The 18,500-nt window shown below is 61.1% G+C and carries 12 protein-coding genes; 5 read left to right on the forward strand and 7 right to left on the reverse strand.

Annotated features, from left to right (window positions below; all coding sequences use genetic code 11):
* Positions 1-19 precede the first annotated feature (19 nt).
* The 4 genes from D3878_RS16415 to D3878_RS16430 form a co-directional block, all read right to left on the reverse strand.
* On the reverse strand, positions 20-1,837 hold the full coding sequence (locus D3878_RS16415) for a tetratricopeptide repeat protein (protein ID WP_119786468.1): 1,818 nt from the start codon (positions 1,835-1,837) through the stop codon (positions 20-22).
* A 311-nt stretch (positions 1,838-2,148) separates the two neighbouring features.
* Complete coding sequence (locus tag D3878_RS16420; RefSeq protein ID WP_119786469.1) at positions 2,149-3,117, reverse strand: CAP domain-containing protein; 969 nt, start codon at positions 3,115-3,117, stop codon at positions 2,149-2,151.
* A gap of 75 nt (positions 3,118-3,192) precedes the next feature.
* Entirely contained in the window at positions 3,193-3,678 is a 486-nt protein-coding gene (locus tag D3878_RS16425) for an asparaginase domain-containing protein (RefSeq protein WP_119786470.1), read from the reverse strand.
* Between the two features lie 74 nt (positions 3,679-3,752).
* Positions 3,753-6,317 carry a chemotaxis protein CheW gene (locus D3878_RS16430; RefSeq protein ID WP_119786471.1) on the reverse strand — a complete coding sequence of 855 codons (2,565 nt, stop codon included), beginning with the start codon at positions 6,315-6,317 and terminating at the stop codon, positions 3,753-3,755.
* Between the two features lie 484 nt (positions 6,318-6,801).
* Between D3878_RS16430 and D3878_RS16435 the strand changes: the two genes are divergently transcribed.
* Positions 6,802-7,560, forward strand: coding sequence for an L-asparaginase (locus tag D3878_RS16435; RefSeq protein ID WP_119786472.1), 759 nt, complete (start codon positions 6,802-6,804; stop codon positions 7,558-7,560).
* A 502-nt stretch (positions 7,561-8,062) separates the two neighbouring features.
* Positions 8,063-9,919, forward strand: coding sequence for a phosphoenolpyruvate carboxykinase (GTP) (locus D3878_RS16440; RefSeq protein ID WP_119786473.1), 1,857 nt, complete (start codon positions 8,063-8,065; stop codon positions 9,917-9,919).
* Between the two features lie 96 nt (positions 9,920-10,015).
* Here D3878_RS16440 and D3878_RS16445 read toward each other — a convergent pair whose 3' ends face one another.
* Both D3878_RS16445 and D3878_RS16450 read right to left on the reverse strand, forming a co-directional pair.
* The gene (locus D3878_RS16445; protein WP_158592295.1) at positions 10,016-11,083 is read right to left on the reverse strand and encodes a GGDEF domain-containing protein; all 1,068 of its coding nucleotides are present in this window, start codon (positions 11,081-11,083) and stop codon (positions 10,016-10,018) included.
* 185 nt (positions 11,084-11,268) lie between these two features.
* Positions 11,269-11,733, reverse strand: a complete 465-nt coding sequence (locus tag D3878_RS16450; protein ID WP_119787951.1) for an Lrp/AsnC family transcriptional regulator — start codon at positions 11,731-11,733, stop codon at positions 11,269-11,271.
* 139 nt (positions 11,734-11,872) lie between these two features.
* Here D3878_RS16450 and rocD point away from each other — a divergent pair, with 139 nt between their 5' ends.
* The 3 genes from rocD to metH all read left to right on the forward strand — a co-directional run bounded on the left by rocD (position 11,873) and on the right by metH (position 18,200).
* Entirely contained in the window at positions 11,873-13,111 is a 1,239-nt protein-coding gene (rocD, locus tag D3878_RS16455) for an ornithine--oxo-acid transaminase (protein ID WP_119786475.1), read from the forward strand.
* A 24-nt stretch (positions 13,112-13,135) separates the two neighbouring features.
* Positions 13,136-13,975, forward strand: coding sequence for a dimethylarginine dimethylaminohydrolase family protein (locus tag D3878_RS16460; RefSeq protein ID WP_119786476.1), 840 nt, complete (start codon positions 13,136-13,138; stop codon positions 13,973-13,975).
* A 469-nt stretch (positions 13,976-14,444) separates the two neighbouring features.
* Positions 14,445-18,200, forward strand: coding sequence for a methionine synthase (metH, locus tag D3878_RS16465; RefSeq protein WP_119786477.1), 3,756 nt, complete (start codon positions 14,445-14,447; stop codon positions 18,198-18,200).
* On the opposite strand, the gene D3878_RS16470 is transcribed toward metH, so the two are convergent.
* Positions 18,201-18,473, reverse strand: a complete 273-nt coding sequence (locus D3878_RS16470; RefSeq protein ID WP_119786478.1) for a DUF4404 family protein — start codon at positions 18,471-18,473, stop codon at positions 18,201-18,203. It lies immediately after the preceding gene.
* Positions 18,474-18,500: the final 27 nt, after the last annotated feature.

The following is an 18,500-nucleotide window of genomic DNA, read 5'->3' on the forward strand; positions in this document are numbered from 1 at the left end:
CGGCTGAGCCAGGCAGCCGCTATAGCCGCGCCAGCGACAGCTGCCCCGGTTTGCCGGCCCAGCTTTTGGCGAACAGCTTTTCAGCAGCGGCCAGCCCCTTCGCGTCACCGCGCTTGCGGTATACCTCGGCCAGTCCGTACAGCGACCAGCCGTTGTTGGGCGCTTTCATGAGGCTGGCGCGGAAAGCCTGCTCGGCGCCATCGAGATCGCCATGCAGCAGGCGCAGCGCGCCCAGCGATTGCCGCAGCGGGTAATACCAGTAGGGCGGCTCCATGTAGGCCAGCTTGTCTTCCAGCGTCACCGCCTCCTCGAATTTGCCAATTGCCGCCGGCAGGTCGCCTTTGGCCTGGGCGATGCGCGCATCCACCACGAGCCGGGCGATTTGCAGCACATCCTGCGCCGGCACCAGCGCTTCTTTCAGCGCGCTGAACTCGCCGGTGTCATGCAGGCGGCCGATAGCCGCCGATTCCTGCTCCGCTTTCGTCGTGTCGCCCTGCGTTGCATAGGCAACGCCGCGCGCATAATGCCAGATTGCTTCGACATAGGGCAGGTCGGCGCCTGGCGCCGGCAGTGCCAGGATGGCCTCGGGCGAACTGAATTGCGCATGGGCGAAATAGGGGCCAGCCTTGACCGGCTGCGCAATGGCGAACTGTCGCGCGGCCTCGTCGCTGACGACCGCCGACAGCTTGTCGGCGGCCTTGACGGCGATGTCGCCATCGCCGGCCATCTGTGCCGACACCATCACGAAGTGGACGTTGTGCGGGTAATAGCCGAGCGGATAAATGCCTTCGGGTTTTTGCGAAGCAATGTAGGCCTCGTCCACCGCCACAGCCTGTATGTTGGTGGCTAACGAATCCTTATAGCGGCCGACCCGGTAGTAGATGTGGGCGGGCATGTGCACCAGGTGGCCGGCGCCGGGCACCAGCTTGGCCAGCCGCTCGGCATAGGGTTCGGCCCGTTTCGGATTGGTCGAGGCTTCCACGGTGTGGATGTAATAGTGGATGGCGCCGGCATGGTTCGGGTTGGCCTGCAAGACCCGCTCCAGGGTGGCGACCAGTTCGGCGGTTTTGCCTTTGGGTTTGGCGCCGTCGGCTTCCCAGTAATCCCACGGCGACAGGTCCATCAGCGATTCGGCATACAGTACGGCGATATCCTGATCCCTCGGAAAGCGTTTTGCCAGCTGGCCCATCGCTTCGGCATAGGCGGCATCCAGCGTGGCGCGCTCGGCTTTTGGATCATCCGAATAACGTTGTGCCAGCGCCGTAATCAGCCCTTGCTCGCGCGCGCTGGCGCCTTTCTGCAGCAATTGCGCGCGCTTGACAGCGGCCAGCGCCGGGGCGTTGGCTTCCGGCGGCATCGGCAGGTTGATGTTGGGGCCGAGCGCCAGCGCTTCGCCCCAGTAGCACATGGCGCATTGCGGGTCGATGCGCTGGGCCTTGTGGAAGGCGCGGATCGCTTCGGCATGGTTGAAAGCGTAGGTCAGGCGCAAGCCCTGGTTGAAATATTGCTGGGCTTGCGGCTTTGATGTGGTGATGCGGTAACGCAGCTTGCCCAGGTTGTTCCACAGCGGCGGATCCTCGCTGGCAGCGGCCTGGGCCGGCTCTGCCTTGGGCAACTGGCCAAGCGGGCGCAGTTCGTTTTTGCTTGCCTGGGCGAGCTGAAAGAACAGCCTGCTGGTGGCCGGACTGGCGCCTTGCTGGCGGCACAGTGCTGCACCGATGCCGATTTCAATGGCAGGGTCGATTTCGCCAGCGGCCGGCTGGCGCGCCTGCCAGGCACCGGTGGCAAGCAGGGCGCTGGCGACAGCGCTACTGATCAGTAAGTTGCGGGAAGTCATGGCAGTTTCCTTCAGTAGATGCCCGCGCTACCTGCACCGGCATTGCAGAGGTTCAAGATCGATAATTGCGCGCCTGATAACACCATTTGGCGCAGGCAGCGATCTGTAACATCTCTTCCATCATCGGGATTTTTGCAGCAAATGCCAGCCACAGGCGGGAGTGGTTTGCGCCAGCTCAAACCCATGTGGATGGGTTAGCGTATGGGTTTTAAAGAAAAATGCCAATGCACATCCTGATCGTCGAAGACGATGCCACCATTGCCGACAACTTGTATGAATTCTTCGCGGGCAGGCGCTGCGGCCGCTGGCGCTCAGCGGGTGGAAAACGACCATGCGCGGGAGGCGGCGACGCCATCGACCGTGCCGCTGAATTGCACGTCATAGGTCGTCTTTGCCGCCAGCACGCTCAAGGGCACGATGGCCGCCGCCGATTGCGCGGTATTGGCATCGGTGGCGCGGCTCAGCAATTTCACCGGCAGCGGCGCGCCGCCGCGCGGTGCAATGGTGAAGCTTTGCACAGTGACACTGGACGTGATGTCGGCATGGACGCTGACCGGGTAGCCGACTTCGTTGCGGTCGCCGACCGGATCCGGCGTTTCATAATCGCTATAAAAAATCGACAGCACATTCTGCTGGCCGTCATGCGGATAGTTAACGAACTTGCCCTGACCCAGGCCGGCTCCCAGGCCATTTGTGCTGGCCAGGTTCAGCGTGAAATAAGTGTAGCCGCCGGCAGCGGTCGCCGCGCCAGCGCCGGCTTCCCGGAAGCGCGGTTCGAACATCACGAAGCGGTGGTAAATCGCGGTGATCAGGTCTTCGGCGGCATTGCTCCCGGAGGTGTTGCCACTGGCGGAAATCACCTCGCCAAAGGCGTAGGGTCGGGTCAGCCCATAGCCGGCTGCGGCCAGGCGGTCTTGCAGCGTCACGCCGGTAAATCCGGGCGAGCCCTGGTTTTGCTGATGGGTGATGACATTGTTGGCTTTCTGGTAATCCGAGTGGCCTTGTGCGGCGTTGTCGATCAGGCTATTGCGGTTCAGTATGCTCAAGCCGAGCTGCTGGCGGCGAAAATTGGTCCAGTTGAAGCCATCGGTGGCGGTATTGCCGGTCGCCTGGGGCGCGCCGCTTTCCGCTGGAGAAACTTGCGCACTAGCCGGTGCGCCGGGTGTCGTGCCGTTGCCTGTACTTCCCCCCTCGCTGCCTCCGCCGCCCCCACATGCAGCCAGCATGACGGTCAGGCAAATTGATGCAAGGAATTGTTGGCAAGTAGGAGTAATGTGCATAAGCAAGTCATTCAAATACTTGATAGGACTCTACTTCCAGAGAATTTGTTCTGGTTTGCATCAAAAATTTCGTATTTACACTGATTCGAACACGCCCAGGAGACGGTTTTTTTGTACCCGGTCCCACGCAAACACCTGGCCGTTCATCGCCACATAGACGCCGGCCGGCAGGGTTTGCGCCACGCCGACAGCAACGCCGAGATTGAACAGGGCATCGGAATCGGCGATTTCGTACGGGATCATGGCGCCGGTCAGCACGATGGTTTTGTCCAGCGCCGCCGTGCCCAGCACCTGGGCGGTTTCGCGCATGGTATCGGTGCCGTGGACGATGATGATCGCCTTTGCCGCACTCGCGCGGCAAGCGTCGAGTATGCGCTGACGGTCGCCATCCTGCATGTCGAGCGAATCGAGCAGCGGCAGCACTGACAGTTCGACTGCCGCCGTCAGGCGCGCGCGCCGGATGACTTCTGGCAGGTGGCTGGCGGCAAACGTCAGCCGGCCCGTGAGCTCGTCGTAATGCTTGTCGAAGGTGCCGCCGGTGGCAAGGATGTGTAGTGTCATGGAAGTCCGGAGTTGACGCAACCTGTCGCCAGGTCCAGGTGCCATGATAGCGCGTTCCGGCCGCACCGGACGATTCACCCGTCCGCCAGCGTGGGCGATGCCATGGGTATTTCCTGGGTCATCAACAAGCGGAACAGGTAATCCGCATCCACCATCTGGATCAGGAGCCGGCCGGCATTGGCCTTGATCACCTTGGGCACCAGCATGCCATCGGTGCTGGCCAAAAGCGGGGTGGGGATCAGTGCCGATTCGCTGAACTCCGGCACGCCGTGCAATTCGTTGACCAGGATGCCGATGGTTTGGACGCCGTGGCGAAGGATAATGACCGGACTGTTGGCATCCATGCAGGACGGTTCGCCGCTAATTATGTAACCGAGGTCGAAAACCCAGGCGAAATTCTTGCCGCCGTCTTCCCCCTGCATGGTGAGAATGCCGATGCGCTCCGGGCGCGCGCCGACGGAAATCGGCGATATGTTGGCTGCGGGTATGGCCTCCACCACATGCTCGGCTGCCACCGCGAACAGGTCGCCGTCGATCAGGAAGGTGGCAAATTCCCTTGAATTGCCCATCTCGAGCGGGGTTTGCACAAGCGGTTCCGGCCGGTGCGCGCCAGCGCCGGTTTCCTGGATCGGACCGAGCGTATGGAAGACCACCCCCAGCACGTCATCGCGATAAGCGTCCGTCTTTTTGAATTCGCGGTAGCCGTTCGAAACGGTGCATCCCATGATCGCGTAGTTGCCGTCATGGGCGACGATGCGCGCTGCGCTACGGCCGTTCTCCAGGGCCAGCAGATCCGCATCGATCGCCAGGTGCGTGCCGACCGGCCGCGCGGCGTCGGTACTGGCAATGACGCCACCGGTGCGGTCGATGAAAAAAGCACTCATGCTTGCCTGGCCGGGCAGCGCGCCACGCAGCATGGCCTGGAATTCGGCGCCGGCGTCGAACACGATGCCGATGCCGCCGACGATCAGCGCATCCTGCTCGGGATGACGAATCGCGGCATGGTAGATGTAGGTGGGCGCATTGTCGTAAAGTACGCTCGCTTCGAAAGACGAGACATGGTAATGCTGCTCGCCCGGCAAAGCCAGCACGCGCTCCAGCGTGTCGTCGTCGATGCGGGAGCCGACCACGGATTCGCCGTCGACCAGCGGCTGGGTGCTGGCGATGATCTGGCCGCTGCGGTCATACACGAAAATGCGGGTATACACCGTGTACAGCTGGTTGATGTACGCAAGGATGTCGTCCAGCCGGCCGAGCGTCGCCTCGCTGCGTTGCTGCGCGGCGAGCGTATTGCGCAGTTCGGGCGTCAGTGCCCACCAGCGGCAGTCGTCCGAGCGTTCGTAGAGGTTGCGGTCCAGCAGGTCGACCAGCAGGGCCGCGATGCATTCGGCATTGTTCAGGTTCGAGGCCAATACCGTCTCATACAGGTCGCGGATCGATTGCGCAAACAGCTTGTTGCTGGCGGTGCCGGTTTCGCTGATCTGGCCAAGCACTGTTTTCAGTTTCAGCAGGTCGCCATGCCTGCCGGCGGTCATGACCTGGCCGTTCCAGACCACGCGCCGGATGGTTTCGGCGGCCCCTTCGGCGGCCCGCATGATGTCATGCAGTTGCGGGCAGAAAGAACGTGCATGCGCCAGCAATCCTTCCGCCATCGCCGGCTCCAGCCGCGCCAGCGCGTCATGTTTCCTGGTGCTGCCGAAGGCGACATCGACCGGAATCATCACCTGTCCCTGCCAGCCGGGCGGGCCCCTGTAGCCCTGGTAACCTTCGGCGCCGACGGTGTGCACCAGGTAGGCGCGGCCGCCGTACATCACCGGTTCGGGACTGCCGTCCGGATTCACCGGCACTTCATCGCCCACCGATATCCAGCGCGGGCTGGCGCTGGCGATGACGCGGTTGGCGCCGTCCAGCAGCAGCATGTTGGCACGCGCCTTTGGATCGCGGTGCGTGCAGAAAATGCCCGTCATTTCTTCTTCGAATGAAAAGCACAGGCATAGTACGCCGACGACCGCATGGGTATCGGGGTGCAGCATGCGCCTGGAATAGATCAGTGCCCGTTCTTTCTGCGGACGCAGGTCGCTGGCGCGGAAGGTTTCGATATAGGTGTCGCTGGCCAGGGCTTGCCCGATCAGCGCATCGGTACTGTGTTCCAGTACGGCGTGGTGGTCGATCTGCGCCAATACCTTGCCACGGAGGTCGAGCAGGATGATTTCGTCGTACACGGTATATTTGTTGCGGTAGGCGCGCAAGCGCTCCAGCACCGCATCGCGGTCTTCATCCAGGCCGGCGACAAATGCGCACAGTTCGCGGTCGGTGGCGAGAAAGCCGATGTCGGCGGTGCGTTCGTACAGGTTGCGCACCACGATATCGATCACGTATTGCGCCTTGGTGCCGATCTCGTCGAGCACGTTGGCGACTTTTTCGCCGGCCAGGCTGGCCACCAGTTCCTGTTCCAGCTTGTCGAGGTTGTTGCGCGTGGCGGCCATGGTCGGCAGGATCGTTTGCGCTTCGCTCGTGCAGTTCATCCTGGCGGTCGATTCGATCATCCGCCACATCTGGTTCAGGCCCTGCATCGATTGTTCGCAGCGCATGACGTCGCGCATGTAAGGCAAGAAGATGTCTGACTGAAAGCTGTCCATGCTGCTGTCCCCCTATCTTGTCAGCGCACGATTTTGAATTATTAAACCCGTGAATTTGCACAGGTTTTGTGCGTGTGCTGCCAGCCGTGCAATTTACGGGCCATATGCCAGGGGGCGCGCTGACGGGATGAAAAGCCATGGCAAAATTTTGCGGTGTTTTTGCAATGCCGCTGAACGATGTGCGATACCTTCGGTCAATAACTAGGGTTTTAAGCGAAGGGAAGTGCTTGATAAATAAACAAATTATCAAGCAACTGTAGCACCAGCCTGCGCCTTTGTCGCAACGCTGTTGCGCCTGAAAAATGTGGGCGCGACAGTATTTGGGGATGGCCATGCAAAAATCGACAGACGGTTTGTGCGTGTGCCATTGTGGTGCTGCCTGAAGCCTGCGTGCATTTCGCTGGTGCATGCTGTCAATGCCAGGCTGGCCAGTCGCCGTCGGGCACTTGATCTCGATTACACTATTATTTTTAGAGTTCTCACGATGAAATCTGTCGCGCCAGGCACTGTCATTTTCCACCGCCATCGAGGCTATGGCGTGATCACGGCCGTCAATTTGCTGACCGGCTGGATTTCCGCGCGTTTCGGCAGTGAGGTGCGCACCCTGGACCTGAACCTGGGCTCGGACGAGGTGCAGCACGCCGACGGCGAACCGATCCTGTTTCGCCGTCGTTCGCCCGACCGCATGCCGCATGCGCGCCTGATGGCGCTGGTGCGCGAACTGCACCGCGCCGGTTACCAGCGCCTGTACCTGTACAGCTGGCCGCGCCCGTCCGGCCTGCACTGGCGCTGGCACCTGTTTACCGGCCAGCGCAACTGGATGGAGCGTCCCTGGCGCGAAGGCTGGTACGGCTCGGGCTCGGACTACAATTTCAACCCGGTGCTGGGTTGGGGCGATGCGCCGGGCGAGGCCACCGAACAACTGGTGCGCACGCTGGCGAAATTCGATCCGCAGGGCCTGGCGCAGGCGCTCGGCCGCGACGACGACCATAGCGAATGGTTCGAACGCGTCTGTGCCGCACTTTTGCCCGACTACGCCTTCACGCTCGGCTGGGATCGCCGCGACGGCGCGGTACCCGCGACCCTGCCGGTGATTGCGGTGCGGCGCGGCGTGCCCGCGTACGATGGCCCGGCCTTGCCGTGGCCGCCGGGCTGGGCGCGTCTGTGGTCCGGTGCCGGCGTGGCCGGCAGTACCAGGTTCAGCGGGCTGCCGGTGCGGACGCCGTTCGATACGGCGCCCTGATCTATCTATGCGCGGTCTGGCCGCTTTGCAGCACGGCACCGTCAATTTTCGAGCATTGCCATGAATCCAGAAATGATAAAAAAAGGCAATTTTCGCTGCAATTTAACAAAAGTTATCGAATTTTCGTAACAAAATAACGCATATAAAAAAAATATAAATAGTTGACTACAAAATTCAACTATTTTTCGCTGACATTCCTACAATTTTTGGTTTAAAGCATTGAGGCCGACTATAGGGGGGGTGTACAATCCCCCCCTATTTTCCGCAGCCACCCTGCGGGAAGCAGTCCATCACGCCCCCACCATGGCGCACGGAATCCGGATGGCATGCCAGAAGCGCAGCGTCCCTAGCCGGTGCACATGTGAATTGAGGGCAGCGCGGCCGCAAAATGGCCGCCTTTCGACAAGACCGCCGTTTCGTCAGCGATGCCGCTGGCCATATCTCAACGACGATCCTGCCGTGCCGGGACAAGACAGAATTCTTTATTGGCATTGGAGGTAGCATGAATCAACCCCTTATGGGCGGCGTCACCGCAGTCAACGCGCCAGCATTCGTTAAACAGCAGAAGCTGATCAACTGGGTGGCCGAAGTTGCGGCGCTCACCAAGCCGGAACGCATCTACTGGTGCGACGGCTCCCAGGAAGAGTATGACCGCCTGTGCGCCGAAATGGTCGCCGCCGGCACCCTGAAAAAGCTCAACCAGGAAAAGCGTCCTGACAGCTACCTGGCCTGCTCCGACCCGTCCGACGTGGCGCGCGTCGAAGACCGCACCTTTATTTGTTCGGCCAAAGAGGAAGACGCGGGTCCGACCAACAACTGGATGGCCCCGGCTGCAATGCGCACGACCCTGAACGGCCTGTTCGACGGCTGCATGCAGGGCCGCACCCTGTACGTGGTGCCGTTCTCGATGGGCCCGCTGGGTTCGCCGATCGCCCACATCGGCATCGAACTGTCCGACTCGCCCTACGTCGCCGTCAACATGCGCATCATGACCCGCATGGGCAAGGCCGTGTATGACGTGCTGGGCAGCGATGGCGAATTCGTGCCGGCCATTCACACCGTCGGCGCGCCGCTGGCCGCTGGCCAGCAGGACGTGGCCTGGCCGTGCAACGCCACCAAGTACATCGTGCATTTCCCGGAAACCCGCGAAATCTGGTCCTACGGCTCCGGCTACGGCGGCAACGCCCTGCTGGGCAAGAAGTGCTTCGCGCTGCGCATCGCTTCGACCATGGGCCGCGACCAGGGCTGGCTGGCCGAACACATGTTGATCCTCGGCGTCGAATCGCCGGAAGGCAAGAAGCACTACGTGGCTGCCGCATTCCCGTCGGCCTGCGGCAAGACCAACTTCGCCATGCTGATTCCGCCGAAAGCCTTCAACGGCTGGAAAGTCACCACCATCGGCGACGACATCGCCTGGATCAAGCCGGGCCAGGATGGCCGCCTGTACGCGATCAACCCGGAAGCCGGCTACTTCGGCGTCGCTCCCGGCACGAACACCGCGACCAACTCCAATTGCATGGCCTCGCTGACCGCCAACACCATCTTCACCAACGTCGCGCTGACCGACGATGGCGATGTCTGGTGGGAAGGCATGACCAAGGAAGCCCCGGCCCACGTGATCGACTGGCAGGGCAAGGACTGGACCCCGCAAATCGCCAAGGAAACCGGCCGCAAGGCGGCGCACCCGAATGCCCGCTTCACCGTCGCTGCCACGCAAAACCCGGTGATCGACCCGGCCTGGGACGATCCCGCCGGCGTGCCGATCTCGGCCTTCATCTTCGGCGGCCGCCGCTCCACCACGGTGCCGCTGGTGACCGAAGCGCGCAACTGGATCGAAGGCGTCTACATGGCTGCCACCATGGGTTCGGAAACCACCGCTGCGGCCGCCGGCCAGCAGGGCGTGGTGCGCCGCGACCCGTTCGCCATGCTGCCGTTCATGGGCTACAACATGAGCGACTACTTCCAGCACTGGCTGGACATGGGCAAGAAGATCGAAGCCTCCGGCGCCACCCTGCCAAGCATTTATTGCGTCAACTGGTTCCGCACCGATGAAAACGGCAAGTTCGTCTGGCCTGGTTTCGGCGACAACATGCGCGTGCTGAAGTGGATGCTGGACCGCATCGAAGGTCAGGCTGGCGGCGTCGAAAACATTTTCGGCGTGACGCCCGAGTACGGCGACCTGAAGTGGGATGGTCTCGACTTTAGCCAGGAACAATTCAACACCATCACGTCGATCGACAAGGACGCCTGGCAAGCAGAACTGCAGCTGCACGCCGAACTGTTCGAGAAACTGAAGTACCACCTGCCGGCTGAGCTGGAAGCAACCAAGGCAGCATTGGAAAAGCGTCTGGCAGCCTGATCGCAGCGCACTAGCCACACTCGCCATTAAAAAAGCGCGAACCGGAGTATCCGGTTCGCGCTTTTTGCTTTTGGCGCGATCGCTGGCGATGTGCTCCTAATGGAGTGCCATGATGACGCCCGCTTCCTCGGTGTCGTCGATTGCCTGTTTCACGCAATTGCGCCCGCCTTTCTTGGCGGCGTATAGCGCCTGGTCTGCGCGGTTGATCAAATTACTGATCGTCTCGCCAGGCTGATATTGGGCGACGCCAATGGAGGCCGTGACTTTTCGATTAACCAGGGGGAATGCTTGTTCTTCAATGCCTGTACGGATGCGTTCGAGAATACTGCTGGCCAATGCGATCTCGGCATCCACGATTAACAAGGCAAACTCTTCCCCGCCGTAACGGCCGAAATAATCCGATTTCCGCACTTCCTTTTGGACGCATTCGGCGAATGTACGCAACACCTTGTCGCCTGCAGAATGACCATGGAGATCGTTGATCGCCTTGAAAAAATCCAGGTCAAAAAGTGCCAGGCAAAACGGCTGTGCTTCGCGGTCGACACGCGCCTGTTCACGGCGCAAGGCATCCAGGAAACAGCGCCGGTTGGCGATGCCGGTCAGTTCGTCGTGTGACGCCAGGTGCTCGATGGTTGCGAGCGCCGTTTCCAATTCCTTGTTTTTATGCCGCAAGGCGCTTCGGATATTGCTGATATAGGCGCCAATCAAGGCAAACCAGGGCAGCACCATCGCCAGCAGCACCCACTGCAACAGCTCGATTTTTACATTAATCGATTGCGGCTGATTATAGGCAAGCAAGGCAATGACAAGCGCGTAGCTCAGCAGCGTGAAAAGAGCGGCGCCGACGAACTGCGCGAGCCGCAAGCGAAAAATGCCGAACACGAAAATAATCATGAACAGCACCAGTACTGCACCGCGTACCTGATCGATAAAATACAGCACGAACATCATCCACAGAATGCTGTTGATGATCTGCACCATCGTCATGCTGGGATCGGCAAGGCGGCGGTTCCAGCCCGTGCAGATCGCCGCATAAAACAAGGCATGAATGATAAAGGCCAGCGTCAGAAAGCCTGTCAAGCTGGCAACTGACATGCGGAACAAGCCGATATGCGTGCAATACAGGGTAAAGCTGCTGACCGTCAGGGCAGATACCGACGACATTAACGTATGGCGTGCGCGTGTTGCCTGGGCAGGGTCGTCTTTGGGAAAGCGGAATAATGCAGGGAAAAAATGCATGGATAGAGGCATCCGTTGCAAAAGTAGTATTGCATTAGAGTAACACACGTTGTCCGCTTGTCGAAACCAATGGTTAAGCATGTGTCGTGCCGAAAATCACGGAGATAGGGCTACAGAAGCGGCAGGCTGGCGGCTGGCTTGATTTCTTCCAGGCAGACGGTGGAGCGCACGCCGGCCACGCCCGGCACCTGCATCAGGCGATCGGTCAGGAAGTTCGACAGCGATTTCAGATCGGCCGCCACCACTTTCAGCAGATAGTCGAAGTCGCCGGAAATCGTGTAGCACTCGATGATTTCCGGGAATTGGCGGATTGCCCGTTCCACCTCGCGCACCTGCTTGAACTGGTCACGGTGCAGGTTCAGGTTGACGAAAGCCACCACCCCGAGGCCGAGCGCCGCCGGATCGACCTGCGCCACATAGCCGCGGATGATGCCCGCGGTTTCCAGCCGGCGCACACGCCGATAGCACTGCGGCGGCGACAGGTTGGCCGCCGCCGACAGTTCGACATTCGAGGCGCGCCCATTCCTTTGCAGGACCTCCAGCAGGATACTGTCGTAACGGTCGAGCTTTTCCATGGCATCTCCATCGATTTTGGCAAATTTCATGAACGATTCTTTCATAAGTTGAGTAATTTATCGCGGAATATGCAAAATAATTTCCTGCTTCCACGCCTATCATGTAAGCGCTGGCCTGGGACAGGTCGAGGAGGGCATCATGGACAAGCTGATCAAACTGGAACGGCAATACTGCGCGCGCAATTACCATCCCTTGCCGGTGGTCTTGCACAAGGGCCAGGGCGTCTGGCTGTGGGATGTCGACGGCAAGCGCTACCTGGACATGATGTCAGCGTATTCGGCTGTCAGCTTCGGTCACAGCCATCCGGCGCTGGTGGCGGCGCTGACCGAACAGGCGCAATTGCTGGCCGTGCCTTCACGCGCCTTTTACAGCGACCGCCTCGGCCCCTTCCTTGAACTGCTGTGTGAGACTACCGGCATGGCCAAGGCATTGCCCATGAATACCGGCGCCGAAGCGGTGGAAACCGCGCTCAAGGCGGCGCGCAAGTGGGGTTACAAGGTCAAGGGCATTCCCGATGGACGCGCCGAAATCGTTGTCTGCAAGGGCAATTTCGCCGGCCGCACCACCACCATCGTCGGTTTTTCATCCGAACCGCAGTACCGCGACGGTTTCGGGCCGTATGCGCCCGGCTTCGTGTCGGTGCCGTTTGGCGACGCCGCCGCGCTGGAAGCGGCGATCACGCCGCATACTGCCGCCTTCCTGGTCGAGCCGATCCAGGGCGAGGGTGGCATCATCGTGCCGCCGGCCGGTTACCTGGCAGCATGCCGCGAGATCTGCTCGCGCCATGACGTGCTGCTGATTTGCGACGAGGTGCAGACCGGGCTCGGGCGCACCGGGCATCTGCTGGCGTGCCAGCACGACGGCATCAAGCCGGACGGCCTGGTGCTGGGCAAGGCTCTGGGCGGCGGCCTGCTGCCGGTGTCGGCCTTCCTGGCACGGCACGATGTCATGAACGTGTTCAATCCGGGCGACCACGGCAGCACCTTTGGCGGCAATCCGCTGGCCGCTGCGGTCGGCACCGCGGCCTTGCGCCTGCTGCAGGAGGAAAGGCTGGCCGAGCGCGCCCGCGCGATGGGCTCGCGCCTGCTGGAAGGCTTGCGCGCGCTGCGCCATCCCGCCATCCGGGCGGTGCGCGGACGGGGCTTGCTGATCGGGCTGGAGCTGGATCCGGCGCTGCTGCCGGCGCGGCTGTTCTGCGAACGGCTGATGGTGGCCGGCATCCTGTCCAAGGAAACCCACGATACCGTGGTGCGCTTCGCACCACCCCTGGTCATCGGCCCGGAGGAAATCGACCTGGCGCTCGCCACCATCGGCAGCACCCTGGAAGCGGCGGCGCCGATGCAGGCGCCGCGCGCTGCCGACCACATGATCGTTTGAACTTTGCTGACGAGAGGGAATTTCATGCGCGACCGTTACCTGATGTGCAGCCCCGAGCATTTCGAGGTGCGCTATGTGATCAATCCCTGGATGCAGGGGAATGTCGCTTTGAGTCGCAATGACCTCGCCTGGCGCCAGTGGCATGGCCTGGCGGAGGCGATCGGCGCAGTCGCCGAGGTCGAACGCATCGCCGGCGAGCCCGGGGTGCCGGACATGGTGTTTACCGCCAACGCCGGACTGGTGCTGGGCAATACCTTCGTGCTGTCGCACTTCCGCCATGCCGAGCGTCAGCCGGAGGAGGCGCATTTCGAAAAATGGTTCCGCCAGCAGGGTTTCCAGGTTCAGCGGCTGGCGCCGCAGCTGGCCTTCGAGGGGGCCGGCGATGCCTTGCTCGACCGTGGCCAGGCGCTGCTGTGGCTCGGTCATGGCCACCGTTCCAGCGCAGAATGCGCGCCGGCCCTGGCCAGTTTGCTGGATATCGAGGTCGAGCCGTTACGGCTGGTCGATGCGCGTTTCTATCACCTGGATACCTGCCTGTGCCCGCTGGAAGGCGGCTATCTGCTGTATTATCCAGCGGCGTTCGACGCGGATTCGCAGGCGCGCATCGTCGCCCGCGTGCCGGCGGCGCGGCGCATTGCGGTGACTGACGCCGATGCCCTGGAATTTGCCTGCAATGCCGTCAATAGCGGTCACCACGTATTTCTCAACCGCGCCTCGGACGAGCTGGCGCGCAGTCTGGCGGCGCACGGTTTCACGCTGCACCAGACGCCGCTGGGGGAATTCATGAAGGCGGGCGGCTCGGCCAAGTGCCTGACCCTGAAGCTGAATGAATTGCGCCGCCCGGCGGCACGGGCAGCGGCTTAGGCGAGGCAGGGTGACAGTGCAGAAGGTATTGAGGGCAGGCAATGTTATTGACAATGTGAATATCACATATTAGTAAAAGAAATTGGCCTTATCTTTGCGATACCCATACACTGCAGTTGTCTCCTCCATGTCTCCTCCTTTGATATGGATTCTGGCCCGCACAATTTGCGGGCTTTTTTTTGCCTTTTTTTCTGTTTCCGCGCCCCACAGCGCCAGGAACGCGCCACCGTCTTACATCAGGCCTTGTTCCGGCGTATAATTTTTGTAGCGCCGATTTGATTAAGCCAGTCAAACCCAGCTTGCGGGCGCCGGGGTAGAGTCCCACTATAAATACTGCTAAAGCGGCCCAGGCATGAACCCGGACCCGCATTGCAGGCCGGGTTTTTTATTTTATAATTTTATAAATTGTGGGAAAGAGTTTGCGAGGCGCCGCCGTGCGCCGAGTTACTCTGTCCCCAACTGACCAGACATGAACCACCACGCCATCTCCGATACCGAAGCGCTGTTGCGCGATCTGCTGTCCCGCCGCATCCTGATCCTGGACGGCGCGATGGGCACCATGATCCAGCAGTACAAGCTGGGCGAGACGGAATACCGCGGCGAGCGGTTCAAGGATTTTGCCGTGCCGGGCAAGGACTTGTTCGTCAAGGGCAACAATGAACTGTTGACCCTGACGCAGCCGCACATCATTCAGGAAATCCACGAGCAGTATCTCGCCGCCGGCGCCGACCTGGTCGAAACCAACACGTTTGGCGCCACCGGCATTGCGCAAGACGATTACCACATGGCGCATCTGGTCTACGAGATGAATCTGCAGGCCGCAAAACTGGCGCGCGCCGCATGCGACAAGTATTCCACGCCCGACAAGCCGCGCTTCGTCGCCGGTGCCCTCGGCCCGACGCCGAAGACAGCATCGATTTCCCCCGACGTGAACGACCCGGCGGCGCGCAACGTGACCTTCGACCAGCTGGTCGCCGCCTATCTGGAGCAGACGCGCGCGCTGGTCGAAGGGGGCGTGGACGTGCTGCTGGTCGAGACGATTTTCGACACGCTCAACTGCAAGGCGGCATTGTTCGCCATCGATGTCTTTTTCGAAGAATCCGGCAAGAAGCTGCCGATCATGATTTCCGGCACCGTCACCGACGCCTCGGGGCGCATCCTGTCGGGCCAGACCGTGCCGGCCTTCTGGCATTCGGTGCGCCACGCCAAGCCCCTGACCGTCGGCCTGAACTGCGCGCTGGGTGCGGCCCTGATGCGCCCCTATGCGGAAGAGCTGTCGAAGATCGCCGATACCTTCGTCTGCATCTATCCGAACGCCGGCTTGCCCAACCCGATGGCCGACACCGGCTTCGATGAAACGCCGGATGTGACGTCATCGCTGTTGCAGGATTTCGCCGAAAGCGGCTTCGTGAACATCGCCGGCGGCTGCTGCGGCACCACGCCCGCGCACATCAAGGCGATTGCCGATGTGGTAGCGAAGATTGCGCCGCGCCAGGTGCCGGCCTCCGACCACCGCATGAAGCTGTCCGGCCTGGAGCCGTTCATCGTTGACGAGGATTCGCTGTTCGTCAACGTCGGCGAGCGCACCAATGTCACGGGCTCGAAAGCCTTTGCGCGCATGATTCTCAACGAGCAGTACGACGAGGCGCTGTCAGTGGCGCGCCAGCAGGTCGAGAACGGCGCGCAGATCATCGACATCAACATGGACGAGGCGATGCTCGATTCGCTAGCCGCCATGACGCGCTTTCTGAACCTGATCGCCGGCGAGCCGGACATCGCCCGCGTGCCGATCATGATCGACTCCAGCAAATGGTCAGTCATCGAGGCAGGCCTGAAATGCGTGCAGGGCAAGGCGGTGGTCAATTCGATTTCGATGAAGGAAGGCGAGGAAGAATTTCTGCGCCAGGCCAACTTGTGCCGCCGTTACGGCGCCGCCGTGATCGTCATGGCATTCGACGAGCAGGGCCAGGCCGACACCTTCGCGCGCAAGACCGAGATTTGCGCGCGCGCCTACAAGTTGCTCACCGAAGAAGTGGGCTTCCCGCCGGAAGACATCATTTTCGACCCCAACATTTTTGCGGTCGCCACCGGCATCGAGGAACACAACAATTACGCCGTCGATTTCATCAATGCGACGCGCTGGATTCACGAGAACCTGCCGCACGCGAAGATCTCCGGCGGCGTCTCCAACGTCAGCTTCTCGTTCCGCGGCAATGACCCGGCGCGCGAAGCGATCCACACCGTGTTCCTGTACCACGCCATCAAGGCCGGCATGACCATGGGTATCGTCAATGCCGGCATGGTGGGCGTGTATGACGATCTCGCGCCGGAATTGCGCGAGCGTGTCGAAGACGTTGTCCTGAACCGCAGGGATGACGCCACCGAGCGCATGATCGAATTCGCCGCCACCCTGAAGGCTGGCGACAAGAAGGAAGAGGCGACGCTGGAATGGCGCAACGATCCAGTGACAAAGCGCCTGGCGCATGCGCTGGTGCATGGCATCACCCAATGGATCGTCGAGGATACCGAAGAAGCGCGCGCGCAAATCGCCAGCGAGGGCGGGCGGCCGATCCAGGTGATCGAGGGGCCGCTGATGGATGGCATGAATATCGTCGGCGACCTGTTCGGCCAGGGCAAAATGTTCCTGCCCCAGGTGGTCAAGTCCGCTCGCGTGATGAAGCAGGCGGTTGCCCATCTGATCCCCTTCATCGAGGAAGAAAAACAGCGCGAGCAGGAGCGCACCGGGGTCGCCAGCAAACCCAGGGGCAAGATCGTCATGGCCACCGTCAAGGGCGACGTCCACGACATCGGCAAGAACATTGTTTCGGTGGTCTTGCAGTGCAATAATTTCGAAGTGGTCAACATGGGCGTGATGGTGCCGTGCGCCCAGATTTTCGCCAAGGCGAAGGAAGAGAACGCCGATATCATCGGACTGTCTGGCCTGATCACGCCGTCGCTCGAGGAAATGGCGTATGTCGCCAAGGAGATGCAGCGCGATCCTTATTTCCGCGAGCGAAAGATGCCGCTTTTGATCGGCGGCGCCACGACCAGCCGCGCGCATACCGCCGTGAAAATCGCGCCGAATTACGAGGGGCCGGTCGTGTATGTGGCGGATGCCTCGCGTTCGGTGTCGGTGGCGCAATCGCTGCTGACCGATGACCTGCGCGATGCCTATGTGGCCGATCTCGCGGCGGACTACGAACGCATCCGCTTGCAGCACGCCAGCAAGAAAGCGGTGCCGCTGCTGCACCTTGCCGCAGCGCGTGCCAACAAGGCCAAACTCGAATTCGCCGGCAGCAATGCGCCGGTCAAGCCGAAGTTCATCGGTCGCCGCGTCTTCAACAATTACGACCTGGCGACCCTGGCGCGCTATATCGACTGGGGTCCGTTCTTCCAGACCTGGGACCTGGCCGGGCCTTATCCCGCGATCCTGAAGGACCCGGTGGTGGGCGAGGAAGCCAGCAAGGTATTTGCGGAAGGCCAGGCGCTGTTGAAAAAAGTGATCGAGGGCCGCTGGCTGAGCGCCAATGGCGTCATTGCCCTGTTGCCTGCCAATAGCGTCAATGATGACGATATCGAAGTGTATACCGACGAGTCGCGTACCAAGGTGGCGTTTACCTACTATGGCGTGCGCCAGCAAACCGAAAAGCCGGTGATCGATGGCGTGGCGCGGCCGAACCAGTGCCTGGCTGACTTCATTGCACCGAAATCCTCGGGTATTGCCGACTACATCGGGATGTTTGCGGTGACCGCCGGCATCGGTATCGAAAAGCATGAAAAGCGTTTCGAGGATGCGTTTGACGATTATTCCTCGATCATGCTGAAGTCACTGGCCGATCGCCTGGCAGAGGCTTTCGCCGAACACTTGCACGAGCGGGTGCGCAAGGACTTCTGGGGCTTTGCCGCCGACGAGGCGCTGTCCAACGATGACCTGATCAAGGAAAGTTACCGCGGCATCCGTCCGGCGCCCGGTTATCCGGCCTGTCCGGAACATACCGTCAAGGCCGATGTATTCAAGGCCTTGCAGTGCGAGGAAATCGGCATGCATCTGACTGAGTCGTATGCGATGTTCCCGGGCGCCTCGGTTTCGGGTTTCTATTTCGCCCATCCAGCGTCGAAATACTTCAGTGTCGGCAAGATCGGTACCGATCAGCTGGAGGACATGGCGGTGCGGCGCGGGGTCGCAAAGGAAGACCTCGAACGCTGGCTGGCACCGAACCTCTAATCAAATTCCCATGCGTTCCAGGGTAAGGCCGAGCTCGCGCAGTGCCACTTCCAGCTGCGGGTGTCGGGCTGCGAAGCGGGCCGCCAATTGTTGCGCGCGGCCTGCCAGGCTATCCTCATCCGGACTCGCCGGCGTTTCCTGTTGCAGCAACTGGTTGATGTCGCTATCGAGTACCTGCAGCAGGTCCTTGAGTTCGGCATCGACCTCCGCGCCGGCCGATTCAAGATGGCGATGCAAATCCTGCAGCGTGGATTTCAGTTGTTCGTTGCTCATGGCAGCTCCTTGTAGTGGTGGCCGGGG

The organism is Noviherbaspirillum sedimenti (assembly GCF_003590835.1).
Lineage (GTDB): Bacteria > Pseudomonadota > Gammaproteobacteria > Burkholderiales > Burkholderiaceae_D > Paucimonas > Paucimonas sedimenti.